At 46.4% G+C, this 21,368-nt stretch carries 19 protein-coding genes; 8 read left to right on the top strand and 11 right to left on the bottom strand.

The window, feature by feature from the left end; translation table 11 throughout:
* Positions 1–2,349: a Tex family protein gene (locus RJ41_RS12785; protein ID WP_039221425.1), complete on the top strand. Its 2,349-nt coding sequence runs from the start codon at positions 1–3 to the stop codon at positions 2,347–2,349.
* A gap of 441 nt (positions 2,350–2,790) precedes the next feature.
* On the top strand, positions 2,791–4,569 hold the full coding sequence (locus tag RJ41_RS12780) for a C1 family peptidase (protein ID WP_039221422.1): 1,779 nt from the start codon (positions 2,791–2,793) through the stop codon (positions 4,567–4,569).
* 119 nt (positions 4,570–4,688) lie between these two features.
* Here the strand turns inward: RJ41_RS12780 and RJ41_RS12775 are convergent, their stop codons facing one another.
* The 3 genes from RJ41_RS12775 to bioH form a co-directional block, all read right to left on the bottom strand.
* Complete coding sequence (locus RJ41_RS12775; RefSeq protein WP_039221420.1) at positions 4,689–5,627, bottom strand: putative metalloprotease CJM1_0395 family protein; 939 nt, start codon at positions 5,625–5,627, stop codon at positions 4,689–4,691.
* A 14-nt stretch (positions 5,628–5,641) separates the two neighbouring features.
* Positions 5,642–5,959 (bottom strand): hypothetical protein, encoded by a 318-nt coding sequence (locus tag RJ41_RS12770; RefSeq protein WP_039221417.1) that lies wholly within the window; start codon positions 5,957–5,959, stop codon positions 5,642–5,644.
* A gap of 177 nt (positions 5,960–6,136) precedes the next feature.
* Positions 6,137–6,946 carry a pimeloyl-ACP methyl ester esterase BioH gene (gene bioH / locus RJ41_RS12765; protein WP_039221412.1) on the bottom strand — a complete coding sequence of 270 codons (810 nt, stop codon included), beginning with the start codon at positions 6,944–6,946 and terminating at the stop codon, positions 6,137–6,139.
* Between the two features lie 98 nt (positions 6,947–7,044).
* Here bioH and RJ41_RS12760 point away from each other — a divergent pair, with 98 nt between their 5' ends.
* Positions 7,045–7,758: a ComF family protein gene (locus RJ41_RS12760; RefSeq protein WP_039221410.1), complete on the top strand. Its 714-nt coding sequence runs from the start codon at positions 7,045–7,047 to the stop codon at positions 7,756–7,758.
* A gap of 57 nt (positions 7,759–7,815) precedes the next feature.
* Here the strand turns inward: RJ41_RS12760 and RJ41_RS12755 are convergent, their stop codons facing one another.
* Entirely contained in the window at positions 7,816–10,473 is a 2,658-nt protein-coding gene (locus RJ41_RS12755; protein ID WP_039221407.1) for a M14 family zinc carboxypeptidase, read from the bottom strand.
* 160 nt (positions 10,474–10,633) lie between these two features.
* Here RJ41_RS12755 and nfuA point away from each other — a divergent pair, with 160 nt between their 5' ends.
* From nfuA to RJ41_RS12730, 4 genes are all read left to right on the top strand, one after another.
* Positions 10,634–11,212 (top strand): Fe-S biogenesis protein NfuA, encoded by a 579-nt coding sequence (gene nfuA, locus RJ41_RS12750; RefSeq protein ID WP_039221404.1) that lies wholly within the window; start codon positions 10,634–10,636, stop codon positions 11,210–11,212.
* A 473-nt stretch (positions 11,213–11,685) separates the two neighbouring features.
* Positions 11,686–12,390 (top strand): aspartate/glutamate racemase family protein, encoded by a 705-nt coding sequence (locus tag RJ41_RS12740; RefSeq protein WP_084081872.1) that lies wholly within the window; start codon positions 11,686–11,688, stop codon positions 12,388–12,390.
* An 87-nt stretch (positions 12,391–12,477) separates the two neighbouring features.
* Complete coding sequence (locus RJ41_RS12735; protein ID WP_014951372.1) at positions 12,478–12,861, top strand: VOC family protein; 384 nt, start codon at positions 12,478–12,480, stop codon at positions 12,859–12,861.
* A 284-nt stretch (positions 12,862–13,145) separates the two neighbouring features.
* On the top strand, positions 13,146–13,898 hold the full coding sequence (locus tag RJ41_RS12730; RefSeq protein WP_039221397.1) for a class I SAM-dependent methyltransferase: 753 nt from the start codon (positions 13,146–13,148) through the stop codon (positions 13,896–13,898).
* An 84-nt stretch (positions 13,899–13,982) separates the two neighbouring features.
* Here the strand turns inward: RJ41_RS12730 and RJ41_RS12725 are convergent, their stop codons facing one another.
* Complete coding sequence (locus RJ41_RS12725) at positions 13,983–15,329, bottom strand: MATE family efflux transporter (RefSeq protein WP_039221394.1); 1,347 nt, start codon at positions 15,327–15,329, stop codon at positions 13,983–13,985.
* 121 nt (positions 15,330–15,450) lie between these two features.
* On the opposite strand from RJ41_RS12725, the gene RJ41_RS12720 reads away from it, so the two are divergent.
* Positions 15,451–16,677 (top strand): polysaccharide deacetylase family protein, encoded by a 1,227-nt coding sequence (locus RJ41_RS12720; RefSeq protein ID WP_039221391.1) that lies wholly within the window; start codon positions 15,451–15,453, stop codon positions 16,675–16,677.
* A gap of 80 nt (positions 16,678–16,757) precedes the next feature.
* On the opposite strand, the gene RJ41_RS12715 is transcribed toward RJ41_RS12720, so the two are convergent.
* Genes RJ41_RS12715 through RJ41_RS12690 form a run of 6 tightly spaced genes read right to left on the bottom strand, consistent with a single transcriptional unit; the run spans position 16,758 to position 21,357 of the window.
* Positions 16,758–17,345: a GNAT family N-acetyltransferase gene (locus tag RJ41_RS12715; protein WP_039221389.1), complete on the bottom strand. Its 588-nt coding sequence runs from the start codon at positions 17,343–17,345 to the stop codon at positions 16,758–16,760.
* Position 17,346: 1 nt separating this feature from the next.
* The gene (locus RJ41_RS12710) at positions 17,347–17,991 is read right to left on the bottom strand and encodes an SCO family protein (RefSeq protein WP_014977801.1); all 645 of its coding nucleotides are present in this window, start codon (positions 17,989–17,991) and stop codon (positions 17,347–17,349) included.
* The gene (gene cyoE, locus RJ41_RS12705; RefSeq protein WP_039221385.1) at positions 17,988–18,905 is read right to left on the bottom strand and encodes a heme o synthase; all 918 of its coding nucleotides are present in this window, start codon (positions 18,903–18,905) and stop codon (positions 17,988–17,990) included. Before cyoE ends, RJ41_RS12710 begins: the two co-directional genes overlap by 4 nt.
* On the bottom strand, positions 18,898–20,115 hold the full coding sequence (locus RJ41_RS12700; protein WP_039221382.1) for a COX15/CtaA family protein: 1,218 nt from the start codon (positions 20,113–20,115) through the stop codon (positions 18,898–18,900). Before RJ41_RS12700 ends, cyoE begins: the two co-directional genes overlap by 8 nt.
* Before the next feature lie 5 nt (positions 20,116–20,120).
* On the bottom strand, positions 20,121–20,660 hold the full coding sequence (locus tag RJ41_RS12695; protein WP_039221380.1) for a hypothetical protein: 540 nt from the start codon (positions 20,658–20,660) through the stop codon (positions 20,121–20,123).
* Positions 20,653–21,357: an SURF1 family protein gene (locus tag RJ41_RS12690; protein ID WP_039221377.1), complete on the bottom strand. Its 705-nt coding sequence runs from the start codon at positions 21,355–21,357 to the stop codon at positions 20,653–20,655. The genes RJ41_RS12695 and RJ41_RS12690 overlap by 8 nt, the downstream gene beginning before the upstream one ends.
* Between the last annotated feature and the right edge of the window lie 11 nt (positions 21,358–21,368).

Here is a 21,368-nt window from a genome sequence, read left to right as displayed (position 1 = left end):
ATGATTATCAATAAAATTGCAGATGAACTTAGCGTTCAACCTTCGCAAGTAACTGCCGCTGTTAAACTTCTTGATGAAGGGGCTACCGTACCTTTTATCGCGCGCTACCGAAAAGAAGTGACGCAAGGCCTTGATGACACGCAGCTGCGTACTTTAGAGCAGCGCTTAACCTACCTGCGAGAGCTTGAAGAGCGCCGCGATGTAATCCTTAAATCTATCGAGGAACAGGGCAAACTAACCGACGAGCTTAAAAGCAGTATCACCAGTGCTGACAGCAAAACTACCCTGGAAGATTTGTACTTACCGTACAAGCCCCGTCGACGCACTAAAGGCCAGATTGCTATTGAAGCAGGCCTTGAACCTTTAGCTGATACCTTATTTTCTGCCCCAGATACCGATGCTGAAAGTGCAGCAAGCGAATACGTTAATACAGACACTGGTATTGCTGATGCTAAAGCAGCGTTGGAAGGTGCCCGTTATATCTTAATGGAGCGTTTCGCTGAAGACGCCGCGCTCTTAGCAAAGGTGCGTAAGTACCTAACTGAAAACGCCCATGTAAAAAGCTCCGTTGTATCAGGTAAAGAACAAGAAGCCGCCAAATATAAAGACTATTTTGAACACAGTGAGAAGTACAAGAATGTACCATCTCACCGCGCGTTGGCGATGTTTAGAGGCCGCAACGAAGGCATGCTTCACATTCAGCTAGATGCCGACCCGCAGTCAGAAGACAACGGCCCGTCGCATTGCGAACAAATTATTGCCAGCCATTACGATATTATGCACCGCGGCCGTGGTGCAGATGACTTCTTAGCTCAAGTTGTACAGTGGACGTGGAAAATCAAAATTGGTTTACACATGGAAACTGAGCTATTCAGCGCCCTTAGAGAACGCGCAGAAGAAGAAGCCATTGAGGTATTTGCTAAAAACTTAAACGACCTGTTGATGGCTGCACCTGCAGGTGCAAAAACCACTATGGGTTTAGATCCAGGTTTGAGAACTGGCGTTAAGGTAGCGGTCGTAGACAGCACAGGAAAAGTGGTCGCAACCAACACCATTTTCCCGCATGCGCCACAAAACCAGTGGGATAAATCTATTCGCACGCTCACCACGTTGTGCAAGCAATACAAAGTAGATTTAATCAGCATTGGCAACGGTACTGGTTCGCGCGAGACAGACAAACTCGTTGGCGAAATGCTCAAGAACAACAGCGAGCTTACTGCACAAAAAATTATGGTCAGTGAAGCGGGTGCATCGGTGTATTCAGCCTCTGAGCTTGCTTCAAAAGAATTGCCTGACCTTGACGTGTCAATCCGCGGCGCAGTGTCTATCGCTCGACGCTTGCAAGACCCGCTGGCAGAGCTGGTTAAAATTGAACCTAAAGCTATTGGTGTAGGCCAATATCAGCATGACGTAAGCCAAAGCCAGTTAGGCAAGTCGCTAGACCGTGTTATTGAAGACTGTGTAAACGCCGTTGGCGTTGACTTAAACACTGCATCGCCCGCGCTTTTGAGCTATGTATCGGGCTTAAACAAAACCCTAGCTCACAACATCGTGAATTTCAGAGACACCAACGGTGCTTTCCCAGACCGTAAAGCGCTATTGAAAGTAGAACGTTTAGGGCCTAAAGCCTTTGAGCAAGCGGCGGGCTTCCTTCGCATTGTAAACGGCACCAACCCACTTGATGCCTCTGCGGTTCACCCAGAAGCATACCCAGTGGTAGATAAGATTGTTGATACTACCGCTGTTGCGGTTAACGACATCATCGGCAATACCGAGCTTCTAAAAAGCCTGTCGCCAGACACCTTTACCAGCGACGCATTCGGTTTGCCAACGGTTAAAGACATTCTAAAAGAGCTGGATAAACCAGGCCGCGATCCTCGTCCAGAGTTTAAAACTGCCGCGTTTAAAGAAGGCGTTGAAACCATTAACGACCTTAAACCAGGTATGATTTTAGAGGGCGTGGTAAGCAACGTGGCCAACTTTGGTGCGTTCGTTGATGTAGGTGTGCATCAAGATGGACTGGTGCATATTTCAGCACTGACTAACAAGTTTATCTCAGACCCTCGCGAGGTGGTCAAAGCGGGCGATATCGTTAAAGTAAAAGTGCTTGAAGTAGACGTACCGCGCAAGCGTATTTCCTTCACCATGCGCTTAGACGATACACCGAGTCAAAGCAATAATGCAGGCGGCAAACCAGCAGCAGGAAAACCACAAAGTAAAGGGGCTGGGCGTGCTAACGCGAAAGCAAACCCTCGTTCAAATCAGGGTGGCGGCAATCGCAATAGCCAACCTCAAAATAGCGCTATGGGAAACGCCTTTGCCGATGCCTTTGCTAAAGCGAAAAAGTAAACGGTAGCGCTTAACCATTACTTACTCTTGTTTACAAAAGGGCGTGTTAGTTCACTAACACGCCCTTTTCGTATCGCACTTCCATTTTAACTGCCGTTTTTGCTACATTAGTTTGTGTTACATTAGATGGGACGCATGGAAATTCATGCACCCTGATACTCTTGAATAAAAAGTGTCAAACTACAAAATACCGAAACAGTGAAAAGGTGTGGGTCACACCGAAACCGAAGTTCGTATGTTGTTAGCGTTTAGCGAGGCCGTTGACATGCTTTTAGTGCCTTAACGTTTAGCGAAGGTAATGTCGCTCATTTGACCACAGCCTTTTTCAAGGCAGCACTTTCGGACAACCGTAATGAGCTAAGGGCCACTAACCTTTGGTGTACGAGCGTAATCATCCAACTGTACAGCAAAGATTATCTGCCCTCATCAAAGGATGATTTTATGAACTCGCCTGTCTCAAAAAATATGCTGAATGTCAGCGCCGATTACCCCGACCTTCGGGATCGTTATTACCAACCTAATCTTACGCCACTTAAGCCTTTTATCGACCCGCCAGGCAATTTGGTTATTTTAGACCAAGGTAAAGAAGGGGCATGTACGGGCTTTGCATTGGCCGCTACCATTAATTTCATTTACCGTCAGCAAGGCCGAAAACATACAGTTAGCCCGTGGATGCTTTATGCCATGGCTAAACGTCATGATGAGTGGTTAGGTGAAGCGTATGAAGGCTCTAGCTGCCGCGGTGCAATTAAGGGGTGGTACAACAGTGGCGTATGTAACGACTCACTAACTGAAGATATTAAGCACAGCAACGAATTTGAAATGACCCTAGCTATTGCTAACAATGCCAGCAATCACAGGCTAGGTGCGTACTACCGTATTGAACGAGAAATTAGCGATTTTCATGCGGCACTTAACGAAGTGGGCGTGATCTTTGTTTCTGCCAGAATTCATGAAGGCTGGAAAGATAGCGAAGGTGATGCAATAAATTTAAGGCCTGAACCCATGGGCGGCCACGCGTTTGCCATTGTTGGCTATAACGACGAAGGTTTTTGGATCCAAAACTCTTGGGGTACGAATTGGAAAAAGTCAGGGTTGGCACTTTGGCGGTACGACGACTGGGCGTTAAACGTTATGGATGCGTGGGTTGTTCAACTTGCGCTTCCTATTTCAGGCTCAGGGACTTACCATCAGGCTACGCGCTCTATTGCACAGGGTTTGTTTTCTCGCTCCACACCACGGGTGAGCATTCAAGATCACTTCATTCATTTCGACGACGGACACTTTGACACCAGAAGCAAATATTGGAGCAATAAAAACCACGTCGATGCCATTATTGAAAAACTTTCTGACAGTAACCATCGTCATGTAATGTTATATGCACACGGCGGCTTAAATAGCATAAAAGCTTCGGCTAAACGCATTGCAGCCATGAAAGACACCTTCCTTAAAAACGATATTTATCCCATTCACTTCATGTACGACACGGGTATGCTAGAAGAACTCAAAGATATTCTGGGCTTTAAGAATAAAGAGATTAGCAATAAAGTTGGGGCTTTCACTGATTATACCGACCGCATTCTGGAATGGGCGACGCGCAAAGTAGGTGGTGCACTTTGGCGTGAAATGAAATCAGACGCTTGCACGCCCTTTACCCGTACCACGTCCGATGGTACGTATTTTCTAACACAATTGGCCGCCTACTTGAAAGACAATTCAGATATTAAGCTGCATGTTGTAGGGCATTCTGCTGGCTCTATCTTTCATGCTCACAGCTTATCTAGACTGTGTAAAGTAGATGAAAGCATAAAGGTTAAAGGTCTACACTTATTGGCCCCAGCCATCAGCTACCCCTTGTTCAACGAAAAGCTCTCTGCGCTTATAGAAGGTAAACATATTGAATCGACTACGGTTTACAACTTATCTGAAGCGTTGGAAAAAGATGACCACGTGGCGCGCATTTACCAAAAGTCGTTGCTCTATTTGGTATCAAATGCGTTTGAATCCAAACCAGAGATGCCCTTATTAGGTATGGCTGTGTTTAATCAGCCGCTGCCTAGCGTGACGTTTAAGTACAGTGAGGGGAAAGTAGGTGATGCCACCGCCGCCACGTCCCATGGTGGCTTCGATAGCGACGTAGATACCATGAACTCGGTACTTTCAGACATCACTGGCGGCTCACCTAAATATCCGTTTACAAAGGCAATACTGGATTATTAAAGCCTGCTAACTGGGAAGGATGTTGAATAAATGAAAGTACTTCTCTAATGGTTTAGCTAAGGTTGTGATGGGCTAAATCGTTGGAGTAACACGAGGCAGACAAGACTAATTACACGTTATCATGCTTGAAATGATAGACCCTCTCTAGACGGAGTGTAAGCTTGCAAATACGCATTTTGAATGCGGCCTATTCGAGCCTGCATAAAGTCAGCACCACTGGCCTCAACAGCTTGTTCAGAAGAAGCGATTGCTAGTGTAGACTGAGCATCTAAAATAGTATTTACGTCAGCGCCTTTTGTTGAATTAGTGTCGATGTCCTGCTGGTCACTATCGTCAGCATCTGCAACTAGGTCGCTATCTGAAACACTTGTAGCACTATTCGTCGACGTTCCCTCAGCTGCGCCTTTGGCGATCTCACTACGGGCCTCTGTGGCTTTTTGAGAAGCCTCTGCAGCCACTTTTAAATCTTGTGATGATGGTTCAGCTGGGGCAAGAGCGGCTGCGCGCACCTGCTCCATTTTTTTCAGTGTTTCCTCAGGCGTTTTTTCTTCTGAAACATCAATAGACACTTCGCCATCGGTCACATAGCGTTTATTGTCAGGGCCTGTGGTGTATTCATATTGTGGTGCACCGGCGTACTGACCGCCTGTTGAAGCATGCGCTTGCTCGTGAACTCTTACTTCCTGATCCCGGGCTTTTAGCTGTTCAATTTCAGCCGCGTCTTGCTTCTCTTGTTGCTCTTGCTGCCTGTCTTTCGCGTCTTGTTTACCAGCACTCTCGTCTTGCGCATTGTCTTTCTCTTGCCCAAATACGTTTTGGAAGGCTGCTTGAAGCTCGGTTTGTATCTGTGGACGTTCATAGGTGACAGGAGCTGGCGGCTGGCCGGGGCTCTTCGCTTTATCGGCTTCTGACCCCAAGCCTTTTTGAGAAGCCCCTTGCTGGGAATCTGACGCTTGAGGAATAGTTTCACGCTGCACATTATCTCTACGTGCAGACTCTGTATTTATGTTCGCCGTGGGATAAGCAATGGCGTTAAGGATTGGTGTAACGATATTCACCGTAACTGTTCCACCTACGCAAGCACGTCTATGATGGTACCAAGCATCTCATCGGCAACACCTAATACTTTGGCAGAGGCTTGGGCATTACGTTCGTTTACATTGAGCGCAATTAAGTCGTCGGTGAGACGCGTGGAGGTAGACGTTGAATTCGATGACGTGTTTATTGTGTCGGTATTGGTCGCAATAGGTTGAGCGGGTGCTACCGCATCCTCAGCAGTTCGCTGAGCGATATTTGATGCTGCCTGCGAAATTCCGTCGCTGGCATTTTGTAAACCATATTGAGCCGCTGCAAATGCAGAGCCTGCACCTAAACCATCAACACTTGTCATACACTACCCCTAACCTCTCATGTGCAATTATTAACCAATTTCACACAAATGGAAAGACATGTATCACACCCTGTCATTAACTTATTGTAAGCAGGCGATTTTTATTAGGCTGTCAAAGATAAGAAAAGCTTCAAACAATCAGCAAGCCGCGGTTTGAAGCTTCATGTCATCACTGTTTTAAGACGCCTTTTGCTGATAAATGCCAGCGGCAAAGCGAAATAGAATGTCAGCAGTTTGCTGAGGATGTGAAATAAACGGCGCATGCGACGCATGAGGCAGAACAACGGTATCGGCCTGCGGATGTAGCTCACATATACGATCTATTCCGCTGGTCGGCACTAGACTATCTAACCTGCCATACAATCGTAACGTGGGTGTAGTTATTCGTCCCACGTCTTGGCGCATGTCTTCAGTAGACAATATGCGTAAACCTTTCTTAAGCGCTTCCTCGGCGGGATCTGGGAATTGGGTTACCTGTTCTCTGATCGCCTTAATATCCTGCTTTGCCGTTTCGCTGCCCATCGCTTGAATTGCCAAAAAACGTTCCAGTGTTTTCTGATAGTTCTTTTCAAGCTGAGTCTCGAACATTGAAAGTAAATCTGCAGCAATACCCGGCCAACAAGGCCCTGCTATAAATCGAGGTGTTGAAGCAATCGTTACCAGTCCGGTAAGTTTTTCTGGTGCTAACAGCGCTAACTTTTGCGCAACTAGGCCACCTAATGACCACCCAACCAACACACACTGGTTTGGAAGCTGGTTCACAATGGATTGAGCCAATGTTTCCACGTTATACGGTGACGGGACGAACTCTGCATTTTCCCCAAACCCAGGAAGATCTATGGTGGTGACGCGAAAATTATCGCTTAAATAAGGAATAAAGGATGTGAACGCTCCGCTGTTCATACCCCAACCATGAAGAAATACCACATCTACGCCTGTACCCTGAGTACGGGTGACAAGCTCGCCGTTTGTATGCAAACTTTCCATTTACACCTCCTTAGGCAGTCACGTGTTTTTGAGGCAACACGAAATAATGAAAACAGGTCGACGCTCGACAATTCAAGGAAGTTGATGGAATCAACACTATGAACCTTTCATGCTTGCTATGTTATCAGGCAAGTCCTACGCCAGTATGTCACTGGTGTGAAGATGACATATTTTTTTTCGATGCCACGTTGCACGGAAGTAACTTACTTCAATATGGCCCTGTGGCAGGCCACGTCAAGCATAGCCACTATGACGCGTTACGCGTTTTGGGACTTCATACGTGGCCAATGTCATCGCTGGTTCACCAGTTAAAGTTTACGCATTCCCTTACGGCAGGAAAAGTATTAAGTAACTGGTTTGTCCATAAAATGCGACAGTGCACTTTATCAGTGCCCAATGTGCTGCTTCCGGTGCCAATTAGTGCATGGCGACTTGCTACACGGCACTACAATCAGGCTACGCTTCTGTGTGAAAGCATAAGCAGTGAGCTGAATATTCCAGTTAACCAGTCGTGGGCCAAACGACGGGGCTTTAGCGTGCAGCATCACTTATCAAAAATGGCGAGAGCCGAAAACGCAAGCCGTGTATTCAGCCTATCGACGCAGTGTATCGATGATGAGATAGCGATAGCGCAAGGTAATAAAGATGGCTGCAACTTCAGCGTTGCAATTGTCGATGATGTACTCACCACCGGCGTGACCGTGAATACATTGAGTAAAAGGCTCAAAAAACGCTATCCAAATTTACACATTCAGGTGTGGGTAGCGGCATTTACGCCTCCGCCTAAAAGCAGTCTGTGTCAGAAAGCCTAGTGCTCAGAAGCGGTGATACTGAAAAGCGCGGCATTTCGCCGCGCGTTTCAAACTTATTTAGCGAATAAAGTGCGATTGGTAGATTGCATTAGCCAGCATCTTGTTCGTGCCATACCAGTACCCTCTAAACTGCGTATTGTCGGTAAAGCCAATGACAACGCCGCGACCCATTTTTTGAGTCGTCACAGCAGTTGATTCAGCCATTAGCGCAACCATTGCGTCATCACTAAACCCTGCCATAAGAGGCTCGTCGGTGTAGCGTGCAGGCGTAACAAAAGGTGAGTTACTTGCCTCCACTATCATATTGTTGGTTTTAAACATAGGCAGAGTATCGTCATCATAGCCGTAAAATAGCGGGTGAGTATTGTCGATATTGGCTTCAAACACAGCGCCAGCCACCAACTTTCTGGCGTATAGCGATGCGCCATCTTTATAGCTGAGTTCGCTTTCATCGAACGCGTTATCAATACTCTCTCGACTAACAATTTCTATGTCTAACCATTTATGTTGACCGAAATAACGCAACGCGGATTTCTGCCCCACGATCACGCCACCGGCTTTTACCCAGTCTTCAATTTTTGCTCTGTCGCTTTCCGTAAAACTATAGCGTCCGCTTGGAAACAAAATATGTGTGTAGTTGATACTAGGATCACTAAGCGCCTTGAGTAAATGTTGTTGCTCAACAATACTGGCAGGCAACCCTACCTTTGTATCGAAGTAATGCCACATTTCCCCGACTTCGTACTCGCTAGTACCTTCGCCTCCCACAATCAATACTTGTGGCAAGGTAACGGGTGCCATGCTTCGGCTACCCAAATCGTGCCCTGTGGGTGTTAACCCACTGCGCAAACTAAATACAGGCACCTGAAGTTGCTGTTGCGCATCGCGCAAAACGGCCGCCAAGTTTTCTGGCTGACCCAGTCCTTTTGGTACAACTATGCTGCCAGGCTGAAGCTCAATGCTGTTGCCATCGTATTTAATAGCGGAAAACGCTTCTTCACTACTGCGGACCTTCACGCCTGCTTCAAGCAATGTTTGAAGCATGGCAGGTGCATAATAGTGCTGCCATGAGAACGCGTAAGCATAAGCGTTAGGCTGAATATCATTGAACGGTAATTGCTTAAGTGCGGTGTTGTCATTTAGCTCGAGGCTTCTCGCATCGCCCTTATCTAACGGCGCATAATCTAAATTAAACGCCAAGGCTAAATTCCATGTAGAAACATCGTAGAACGTATTGTTTTCAAACGAGGTTTGAGTAGAGAAAATAGACTTTACTAAGCGGTATTGAGCTTGATTGGTAGGAATATAAATCGCTTTTCCTGCCTTATAGCTAACCTTGTTAACATCAAAGTTCTTTGTTAGCACGTCGTATTGAATATGATGCTGCTCAAGAAGGGCAAGGAATGCATTAAATCGAGCAGGATCATTAGATGCACTAACGACAAACCCCGCTTGCGCATCGTCTTTAGCCAAAGACAGCGTGCTTTTCACAAAACCCGATTGATAATCGAGAATAGCGGCCTTATTTGCCAATGCGCCTCTAAAAGTGCTTAAAGACGTGGTAATTTGATTTGCTATGGTATCTTTAAACGCAAGCTTGCCATTAATAGAGTCTTGAAGATGCCCTCGTGAGCTTGCTTGCTCAAAAAGAATACCCACACTGCCGTGTAAATCTGGATAGGTCGAGCCTTTGCCTGCGTAGAAGTCGTCAAATGCTTCTTGGGTAAAATAGAGCTCCCCTTGCTCATCAAACGCGGCAGCGTGATACTGGGCAAGCGCTTCTGTTAGCGTTACGTTCTCATCAGGCGTCAGTGGATTTTTACGCGAGCGCACACCAGGCTGGAAAAAATAGGTGCTGTCTGTCCCCATTTCATGAAAATCGGTGAGTATATGTGGGCGCCATTTATGAAACTGTTTAATTCGCGCCTGCGACTCTGGGTGCGCCAGCAATAGCCAGTCGCGGTTTAAATCGAACCAGTAGTGATTTGTTCTACCTGACGGCCACCCCTCATCGTGTTCACGGTGTCGACTGTCAGAAACCAGCTGCCTGCCCTTGTGCATATTTGCCCACTGAGCGAATCGAGAAAGTCCATCGGGGTTGAAAGACGGATCAAACAGCACAATATTGTTATTCAACAAGGCATCAATTTCTTTACCTTCAGCCGCGGCCAAATAATAAGCCAACGCAAGTGAAGCATTGGTACCGGAAGGCTCGTTACCGTGAATACTGTAGCCCATGTAAAAGATAAGGGGAGCATCGCCACCTACTTTCTTGCCGCTTTCCATTGCATCGATGTGTTGCTGCCTCATCGCCTCAATATTGTTTCTATTTGAGGGCGCTGTGATTGTTAGTAACAGAAGTGGGCGGTTTTCGTGAGTACGGCCGGTTTCTTCAATGGTGATACGGTCAGACTTCTCGGCAAGTAGCTTCATATAATTGACGACTTGGTCGTGACGCACATGCCACTCGCCAATGTTGGCGCCTAGTATCGATTCAGGCGTGGGAATAGCTGGGTTGTAGGATACCGTGTCAGGTAAGTATGCTGTCACCGGCTGCCCGCCTACATCAGGTGCAATAGTAACTGTTGAAGCAGAGGCGGGTTGTGCTAATGATTTCTGACTGGCTGTTGCCCCAAAGGCGATGGTACCAAGGGCTAAAAATGAAACGAGTGAGAATGGATTCTTTTTGGCGGTGTAATGCAATTTCGCGAACATAGCGCTTCCCGTCTTGTTGTTATGGTTGAGAATAGTGGCAACGTGCACGCCTCTCAACAAATTCGATTCACTGGAATAATTTATTTAATTAATACCCGACTGTTTTACTCAGGTAAATTTGATACAATAATCCAAATTTCAAAATATGTAGGACTTGCTGATGATAACTATATCAGAAGAAGCCCAGGCTCACTTCGTAAAACTGTTGAGTAAACAAGAGTCTGGCACGAATATTCGTGTGTTCGTCGTAAATCCAGGCACTTCGTCGGCTGAGTGTGGCGTGTCCTATTGCCCACCAGACGCGGTTGAAGAGACGGATACCCGTTTGCCATTTAATGGTTTCGATGCGGTTGTAGATGAAGAAAGCGCGCCTTATTTAGAGGAAGCGGAAATTGACTACGTTACCGATCAAATGGGCTCACAGTTAACCCTAAAAGCACCTAACGCTAAAGCGCGTAAAGTGTCTGACGACGCACCATTAATTGAGCGAATCAACTATATGATTGAATCGGAAATCAATCCTCAGTTGGCGAGCCATGGTGGCAATGTTGTATTGACAGAACTGACTGACGACGGCTATGCCATACTCCAGTTCGGCGGCGGCTGCAATGGTTGCTCAATGGTAGACGTAACGCTTAAAGAAGGTATCGAGAAGCAAATGATCGAGCAATTCGCTGGCGAGCTCAAGGGCGTGCGCGATGCGACTGAGCACCAGGCGGGTGAGCACTCTTACTACTAAGCGTAATATTGCACTTGCCTAAGTGCATATCTCGATAACTATCTCATGCTAAAGCAAGACATTCACAAAAGCTGGCAACTATTCAAAATAGGTCTATCTATTTTCGTTGTCGGCGTCTTGCTGTTGTTCACCTTAAGTGAACTTCATATCACGCTGCATTACCTGAGCCTTCTTATATTATTTGTCGGTTTCGCTATCGCCATGTTGGGTTACTGGGGAATTTTTATTCAGCGTTTTTCGTTTATAAAAAACAAAAAGCCACCGCATAAATTCTGATTACTTCCGGCTCTACGCCATACCTTCTTGCCCTATTCTTTATGTAAGCCAGTCAGATTGCTCTCAGTTTCACCCATACGCCATACTCTACATTGCGCAGCTGTCTCCCGTTCATTTATGTTCGCCTAGCGCTTGTCTCGGGTTACAGGTAGATTAGAGGTTGCGCAAAGTGCCTAACAAAATAAAAAGGAGCTGTGGTGAATACAACAAAGAAGCTGGGCCTGCTTGGCGGAATGAGTTGGGAATCAACGGTCAGTTACTATCAAGCCATAAACCGTGGTGTAAACGCTCGACTTGGCGGCCTTCACAGCGCACCGCTGATAATAAGCAGCGTTGACTTTGCCCACATAGAGCAGCTTCAACATAAAGGCGAATGGGATAAAACCGCCGATATACTGATCCGCGAGGCGAAGCATTTAGAAACTGCGGGTGCAAAAGCCATATTAATTTGTACCAATACCATGCACAAGGTAGCAGCTGACATAGAGCAGAAGATCACCATTCCACTTATTCACATTGCCGACGCTACGGGGTGCGTGTTGCAACAAGATAGGGTTAAGAAAGTTGGGCTACTGGGCACCCGTTTCACCATGGAACAAACCTTTTACACATCGCGCCTTGAAGAGATGTTTGGCATTGAAGTTGTTATTCCAAATGACCAACAACGTAACACGGTTCATAACATTATTTATGAACAATTATGCAAGGGCGTGATTTGTGTTGAATCCCGTAACGCGTATATTGACATTATAAATGAACTGGCGGCCGAGGGTGCTGAAGGCATCATTTTAGGCTGCACAGAAATTGCCTTATTAGTTCAACAACATCACACCAAAGTTAAGTTATACGATACTACCGCTATCCATGCTTCAGCTGCGGTAGATTTTGCATTAGCTCCCTAAAGCGTTAGCAAAGGGTAAGTAGCGAAACACATATAACCTAACTTTGATAAAAGGGAATTGGCCCTACTATTTTCAGAGGACACAGCTATGTTTAGCCACGTAATGATTGGTGCGAACGACCTTGAAGCATCAAAAAAATTCTACGATGCTATTTTAGGAGTATTAGGATACGAACCAGGCGTTTTTGATGAATACGGACGGGTTTTTTACTATACGCCGAAAGGTATTTTAGCGCTAACAAAGCCGATTAACGGAGAGGCTGCCACACACGGTAATGGCACCACACTCGGCCTTGCCGCTCGAACACCAGACATCGTTGATGAATGGCATAAAGTAGGAAGCGAGAATGGGGGCGTGCCATGCGAGGACCCACCGGGTATTCGAGGCAATGGGGAACGCCAACTGTATCTTGCTTATCTGCGAGACCCAGCGGGCAACAAGCTCTGTGCCACGCACATCGTAAGAAAATAGCTGAAGTGCTGCCTGCTTAAATGATCACGCTCTTTTTGCAGGCTATTCGCTTTTAGCGGTCTATTTGGCCCAAAGCCCTTTGAAAAATAGCCCTTTGAATAATAGCGCTTTGGGTATGCCTAGTTAAGTCTACATATAAGTCCTAACCAAGCGAAGCTGCATAGGTGTTACTGTCTGGCCGTTCAATATCCTAACTGGGTTTCGCCTTTTCTCTTCTTTGCACTATACATTGTTGCTAGATGAATTAACCTTGAACCAGTAAAAGCTCAGCTAACAGAGGGAATATGACACCTGAAGAAACTGGCAAGGCCTACGACACCATTACACACCTTTGGACTCGTCCTGAGTTTAATCAGAAAAATGGGTTAACCGCTTACCAAAAAGCACTGTCATTTTTAGCGGACACCCCATCACAAGAGCCTGATACGGTGCCAAGCGAAGCGCTTGATAAGGGAGAAGCGCTTGATAAGGGAGAAGCGCTTGATAAGGGAGAGGCACCTAATGAGGAAAAAGCGAGCAATAAAGACAAACCAAAGAAACGAGGTTACGCACTAGACATAGGTTGCGGATGCACCAATCGTTTTGTGCCGATTATCGAACGTGCAGGGCTAACTTACGAAGGCATTGATGTTTCCAAAGATATGCTTGCCATTGCGGCGTCCCAATTACCCGCTCATACCTTCTATTGCGCCGACGTGTGTACATTCACTATCCCCAAGCACTATTCGTTTATTAGTGCTTGGGATAGCTTTTGGCATATTCCCCTAACTCAGCAAGAGCCTTTGCTTAAGAAGCTAGTGGATCATTTAAACGATGATGGTGTGTTGCTTTTTACCTGTGGGGGTACAGGTGAAAGCGGTCAACACACAAACAAAGTGATGGGCCCAGAAGTCTACTACGCCTCGCTGGGGCTACATAGATACATAGAAATATTGATAGAAGCAGGCGGGTTTGTTCGTCACGTTGAATTCGATCAGCACCCTGAACTACACACTATTATCATTGTGCAAAAAAGAACCGCGCAAAAAACACAGTAGCAAAAAAATAATACTGAATGATGCCCTAGAAAAACTGAGAGAGTCACCGTGCTCAGCACGCCTACCCTAAGAAAGGTCAGCGAACTAGCTTTGCGGTGTCGCTAGCTCACCGCGTTTATCTAAACGATAAAAGCTCCAGGCCAATGTCACACCGCGAGCGAGTAAAAAGGCAAGGAGAGCATACCAAAGGCTGACGTTACCCTGATCTTGCGTGAGATACCAAACGGGGAAATACACCCCTAACGCACTTATTATCATGGTATTTCTCATTGCGCTGGCTCGGGTAAGACCAACAAATACGCCATCGTACAAAAAACACCAATGCGCTAATAGAGGAAGTAATACCATTAGACCAAGATAAGGTAGCGCAGCTTTTACAATGTCACTATGTTCGGTAAGCAGCGCGATAATGGCCTCACCACCTGCGAAAAATATCAGGCTATAAATAAGGGCAAAAACACTCGACCAGACTAGCCCTTGATAGGTGCGTCGTTTCACTTCGCTGCTATCAGACGCCCCTTTGGCTTCACCCACCAGCGCTTCCACACCATAGGCAATGCCATCTAGCCCTAATGCAATAAGAACAAAGAACTGCATAAGTATGGCATTGACGGCCGCCGACGTTTCGCCGTAACGGGCACCTTGAATAGTAAGAAACGCTAAACAGCCCTGTAATGCTAAGTTACGTAGCAACATATCGCCGTTGAGCTTCATCAATACTTTTCGAGCTGCTCGGTTGAACCACGATGCACTCACCGCGACACCGCCAACGCGCTTAAACGCCACCGCTAGGGCCATTATAGCCATAGTATACTCAGCGATAACACTGGCCAGCGCCACGCCAGCAACAGACAAACCAAGCCCGAACACAAACACTACATCGAGTCCCGCATTCAATAAATTTCCCACAATTTGAATAGCCATGACGCTGCGCGTTTTTTGCTGCCCTACTAACCATCCAACTAATGCCAAATTAAGCATGGCAGCTGGTGCGCCCCATACCCGCGTCGAAAAATAGTCTTGAAGATGCAGGGCAACTTCACTGTTTGGCTGAGTTAAAGCTAAGCCTATAGACAAGATAGGAGATTGAAGAGCGAGTACCACAGCCCCCAACACTAGAGCAACCGCCACCGTTTGCCACAGCACTTTTGCTGACTCTAATGTATTGTTCGGTGAGCCTTTAGCTTGTGCACTCAAACCTGTTGATGACATGCGAAGAAACCCGCACACCCAGTATATTTGCGTTAAGATAAGTGCGCCCACCGAAGCCCCTGCAAGCATGGCTGGTAAAGACATGTGTCCCAAAACCGCGGTATCCACCAAACCTAATAGAGGCGTAGTAATATTCGCTAAGATCATGGGAAGCGCTAACGCCAACAGACGGGAATGGTCGTCAAAAAAGGAGCGCTGAGTTAGTTGAGCAGGGGACATAAATGATCTCAGTAGGGGTTAATTTCGCTATATACTATCAACCTATGCAGCGGCATAAGTGAAATGCGTACCAGCTTGACCATGTATAAGATTGGCCAAGTCGCATTATTTGGAGTTTACCATGCTATTGAATTTGATTAGGCACTCAGTGGATGATGATATGAAAACCAACAATGTAATTCAAAATAGAACGACGAGTCGTACGCGTTTGAAGATCTTATCTTCAATGCTTGCGGGAATTTTCAATGTTTTGTTGGTCTCACCTAGCATTGCTTCAGGCTCAGATGCAAACCCTGTTGCTGATGCGACTTCCACTAAAAAGGAACAAAGTGGTAGTAACATCGACTCTAGTGTGAGCACCACGCCTAACGCCGCCATTTTGCTTTATCACCATGTGTCGTCTTCAACACCAGCCAGTACCAGTATTTCGCCTGAAGCCTTTAAATCGCACATGGAATACTTGGACGCACACCACACTGTTGTTTCGCTTCAGGACGTTGTTTCTGCGATACAACACAACACTACACTGCCAGAAAATGCGGTTGCGATTACGTTTGACGATGGCTACGCAAACATTTTAGACAATGCTCACCCAATACTGGCTGACCTAGGTTTTCCCTATACCGTGTTTATCAACCCTGATGAAATTGGCGTAGGTCCTAAGCAGCTAACATGGGAGCAAGTTATTGCTATGCATAACGATGGCGTTGTTTTTGCCAACCACACGCTAGACCACCTTCATATGCTAAACGGTGAGCAAGCAATGGGCGAGCGCGCATGGCTGGAGAAAGTTTGGCAGAACGTAGAAAGTGCTGAAAAGAAGATTGAAGATAAATTGGATATTAGCCTTAAATATTTAGCGTACCCGTTTGGTGAATACAACACGGCGCTCGCTAATAAGCTCAAAGCTGAAGGTTACATAGGATTCGGGCAGCATTCCGGGGCTGTGGGCCCATCTAGCGACATGCAGGCACTACCGCGCTTCCCCGCGGCCGGTCCTTACGCCAATTTGGCAACGCTAAAGACCAAGCTTAATAGTCTTGCCATGCCAGTGACGCAAAGTTCACATAAAGACCCTCGTATGACAGCGCGAAACCTGTCATCGCCCATTAGTTTAACGATAGACAGTGACGATGTTCGCCTTACACAAGTAAATTGTTTTTTCGGCGGCGACCCTATAGAGACTAGCCTAGAAGAAAATGTGCTTACGTTTACCCTTGATGAAACGCTTCCAGTAGGACGTTCACGTGTGAATTGTACAGCACCGTCTAATGCGCAATCAGGGCGTTATTATTGGTACTCTACGCCCTTCTTTGTGGCAGATGAGAACGGCAATTACCCAGACTAGGGCATGTCGGACAGGCCAGGAAGAAAATTGGACGCTAGCCCATATTGGTTGGCTTCACATCTACATAAGAAAACGTTTAACTAAATAGACCGAGCAAAGCGGATAAAGCCTTTATTAATAGACTCTTCTACAAAGTCATTGCGTTGATAAAAACGGATAGCCGACACATTTGATACTTCAACATCAAGCACAAGCTTACGTTTTTTGAGCTTTTCCGCGCGCACCTGCATCGCATCTACTAGCATGGATCCCACCCCTGTTCGTCGGGCGCTTTCTTCAACGGAAAGATGTCCAATCATTAGTTCAGTATTGGTAGGTGGCGTTAGGTTTACCGCTACCGTTTGGTTACGCATGAGCACTGTAATAGCCTCATCGAGGGTAAAGTACGATGTGATGCTATCAAGGGTCGCCCTATCAAATGTTGCACCAAGTTTGCTGTGCCAAGAGGTCACAACACCGAGTACTTCGTCGCCGCTACACGCCACCCAATGATTCTTGAAGCCATATTGCCCGCCACCGAGTTCCCATGCATGAGACAGGTAGCCCTCAGCTGTTCTATTTTTATTTTGTCCAAAAATAGACGTTAACAAAGATTGCGCCGCATTCAATATAAGCGGCGTAGTTTGCGCAGCATCAGATGCCACACCTTGCCTTATTTTGATTTCCATATTACTGCTTCGAGATTATTATTGGCATATCTGCCAATATTTGCTGGGAATCACTTATCGATAGCTTTCCTGGCTCTCTTTTAGGTTTGAATCTTCCTATCACCCTAGCTTCAGGGTCGACAAGTACGACAGATGCACTGTGGTCAACTAAATAGTTGGGGTTATCGGTACTTTCAGCAATGGCATACATCATTCCTAAATTACGTACAAAGGGGAATAGCGCCTTGTGCTCTCCAGTAACGGCAATGAACTCCTCATTAAAATAGCTCACATACTCTGAAAGTCTTTCAATTGAATCGCGATTTGGATCAACGGATACAAAAACAATTCGAATAGGTTCGACACTATTTAATGCTTTTAGTTCAGGATATATACCGTTCAGTTCAGCCATGGTAGTTGGGCAAATATCGGGGCAGAAGGTATAGCCCACAAATACTAAGCTCCACTGCCCTTCAAGCGACGAATTATCAAACACTTCACCTTCATGAGATGTAAGTGAAAACGGTGATAATGCTCTCGGCTCTGGGTAAGTCTGAAAGTATTCAGGCTGACTTTCAACATTTGGGGGCGCGATATACAGCGCCCCTACGATGCCTGCACATAGCGCTAAAAATGCAACAAGGCCGACGGTAGTTCGTTGATTCATAAACTCAGTGGTATGTAGTGATCTAAGAGTAATACGACAAACAATACCATGAGATGAATAATTGAAAACCTAAAAGTTTTCATTGCAGTTTGTGGCTCTGCATCGAATTTTAGCTTTAATGCATAGTATAGAAATCCAATGTTAAGCACACTTGAGCCAATCAAATAAATGAGATCGCTCATGCCTGTAAGGTAGGGCAGCAAACATACAAGCCCCAACAATACTGTATACAGCAACACTGACGTTTTCGTAAATGACACACCGTGGGTTACCGGCAGCATGGGCACCTTAGCTTTGGCGTAATCTTTTTCTCTATGAATAGCGAGCGCCCAAAAATGCGGCGGCGTCCAAGTAAAGATAATCAGCACTAAAAGCAGGGCATGGGCATGTATTTCCCCTGTAACCGCGGTCCAACCTAGAAGCGGTGGAGCAGCCCCTGCTAAACCGCCAATCACGATGTTTTGCGGTGTCGCTCGCTTTAAATACATCGTGTAGATAAACGCGTAGCCTACTAAACTTGCTAAGGTTAACCACGCGGTTAGCATATTCACAAAAAGAGCCAACACTACAAATCCACCCACACCTAAAACGCCTGCAAACCACAGCGCGTTGTTTACGCTAACCTTGCCTTTTGCGACGGGGCGATTAAATGTACGCGCCATCACACTATCTATCTTATGGTCGACAACGTGATTAATAACCGCAGCAGACGCAGACAACATACCAATACCCAATAAGCCACAGATAAGTACGGTTGCGTTTACCCACGAAGGCGTAGCTAAACACATGCCTACTAACGCGGTTAACAGCAACAACATGACGACATTAGGCTTAGTCATTTCATAGTAATCTCGCCACGTGACTACATTGTGCTGACGTGAAGTACGCGCATGTAAAGAGACCGATTTAGCCATGGAAACCTCCTGGAGCTTTAGGGAGAATATGAGAAGACGTTGACGCGTTTAAAGGGTCGTGCAAAGGCGCTTCGTGGATGCTAAATGCACCTGCACCCTGCAGTGGTTTCGAACTTGAGAATGAGCCTGTATTTCGTTTTTCTGTACCGAAGACGTTATCGTTTTCTAGTGCCAAAAATACGGTAAAAATGAGGTTGAGTAGGGAGAGAAGTAACACAGCTGCGACCGCGTTATGCATTACAGCGACAGCCAGTGGCAGCATAAAGATAATGTTGCTAAGTCCTAATGCCACTTGCGTGCATAATGCTACCAACATAAACGCACCCACATATTTTTGTTTACTTGTGGTGTAGCGGCTTACCAACACACTTATACCTAGTGCTAGCAAGTATAAAAACGTGATGACCGCGCCGAGCCTATGCACTATGTGCATGGTAACGCGTTCGCCGTAATCGTGAGCACCAAACTCATAGTTGTCTGCGTCAGGCACACTGAATGCACCTGCCAAATCAATTCTTTCCTGCCAACCGCTTTCACAGACCGGCATTTCCGTACAGGCTAACGCGGCATAATTGGCAGAAGTCCATCCACCAAGAGCAATCTGGGTAACAAGCACGCCAAGCCCAATGAAGGCGAAAAGTTTAAGGTTTCGCTGAAAGACCTTGGCTTGAGGTAAGTCGGTAATGTCTTGTTCATGCATAGCTGACGCGATGGGCGCTTGTTTAATTTTCGATGCATCGCCTGCGGTGTTGCGCAAACGGAGGTAGAGAATAAACAGGCAAGAGAGCACAGAGAAGCCCCCCAGCAAATGCCCCATAACTACAACGGGAAGGAGATTGAGCGTCACGGTCCACATACCAAGTGCTGCCTGGAAGATAATGAGCCCTAGCAGTAACAGAGGTAATTTAACGGGCGTGCTTTTGTCGCGTTGCCGAATAGCAATAATGGCAATAGCCAGTACACACAGCCCCAGCGTTCCTGCAAAATAGCGGTGAATCATTTCATTCCACGCCTTAAATGCCTCTACTGGACGTTCAGGATAGGCAGCATTAGCCTCTGCTACCTTTTCTTCACTCAAGGGTACGGTTAAGTTTCCGTAACACCCCGGCCAGTCGGGGCAGCCTAGCCCCGCATCGGTCAAACGCGTATACGCACCGAGAATAATAACGACCGCTGCCAGAAAAATACTGAATAGGGTTAATTTTTTCATGGCCGTTATCCTATACGCGATAATTTAAGGAGCTTTCTCATATCTGCCAGCATGTTGCGGCTTTCCATCACGGCGTCTTTTCTATCGTCTTTAATGTCGTAAAAGAGCATGGCGTTATTTTGCGTATCAACAATGTAAACACTGCTAGAGGCAAGCGCCGTTGGTGTAGTAACGGGTAAGGTTTCGACAAAAGGGTAGTCTTCTAGCTCGGCTATCGCAGTTTGGTCGCTTGAAGCGGTAGTAATGACCACTGCTTGGGCACGGTCCGATTCTTTACCTAGCGCAAGCCACACTTGGTTAATGCTAAAAAGTGCGTTCTCGCACACTGCGTCACATTTACTTGGCATCACATACAACAAACGCCATTTAGGTTCCGCGTTTTCTAAAAGCGCACTCATGTCGATGGTCGGCGCGAGCAGCTGACCTTTATTTGTCGCTCCTTTAGTAAACCAATCGTTATCAAGTGCGAGCTTTGCCAAAACAACAGGTAAAACAAACACGGCTACCATAATAATTAATGTTTTTTTCGAAGCAGCATTACTCATAACTACGTCCTTTCTTACTAATTGCAAAGCCGCCAATGGCTGCAGCGGCAATGGCTAAACCAAACCATTGAACTGCATAGCCAAGGTGCTTTTCAGGAGACATTACGACGGCCTGATGTTCACGAATAAACGCGGGGTCAGGCGTGGTAAGGTGAAGAATAAAGGGTAAAAGTTTGCGCTCTAAGGCGTTGCTTAGTGCAGGGAATTCTATGTGTTGTACCAGCGCGGGGCTTTGCGACAAAGCCATATTGGTTTCTGTCACTAAGGGGTTGTTACCCGGCACGCTAAGCACGCCGATTAATTCGCGCGTTTGGCTCGTAAAACTTATATCCGGTAGCGTGCGCGTTAAGTCTGGCGCAGGCACCCAGCCAAAGTTAACCAAGAGCCACCCGACATTGGTATTTACCGGTACGATGACATCGAAACCCACCCGCTGATTGTGAATCTGATTATCTAATAGCAACACATGGTTAGCGTCTATTGCGCCGCTGAACGATACGGTAATATCCCGAGGATCATCATGAGACAACGCCTCTTCTAAACTCAAGGTTCCATTACTTTGCTTTTGCGCTATGCTAGCTAAGCGTTGTTGCTTTTGGACCATGCGATCAAGTTGCCAGTACCCTAAACCGCACATAATCGCCACACTAAAACCCGTGAGTAACCAAGGAATAACGTGGCGAGTGCGAGAAAACATGATTATTTCGC

The sequence above is a fragment of the Alteromonas marina genome, assembly GCF_000808575.1.
Lineage (GTDB): Bacteria > Pseudomonadota > Gammaproteobacteria > Enterobacterales > Alteromonadaceae > Alteromonas > Alteromonas marina_A.
The sequence above is the reverse complement of the archived record's forward strand: the minus strand, read 5'-3'. Positions and strand labels throughout refer to the sequence as shown.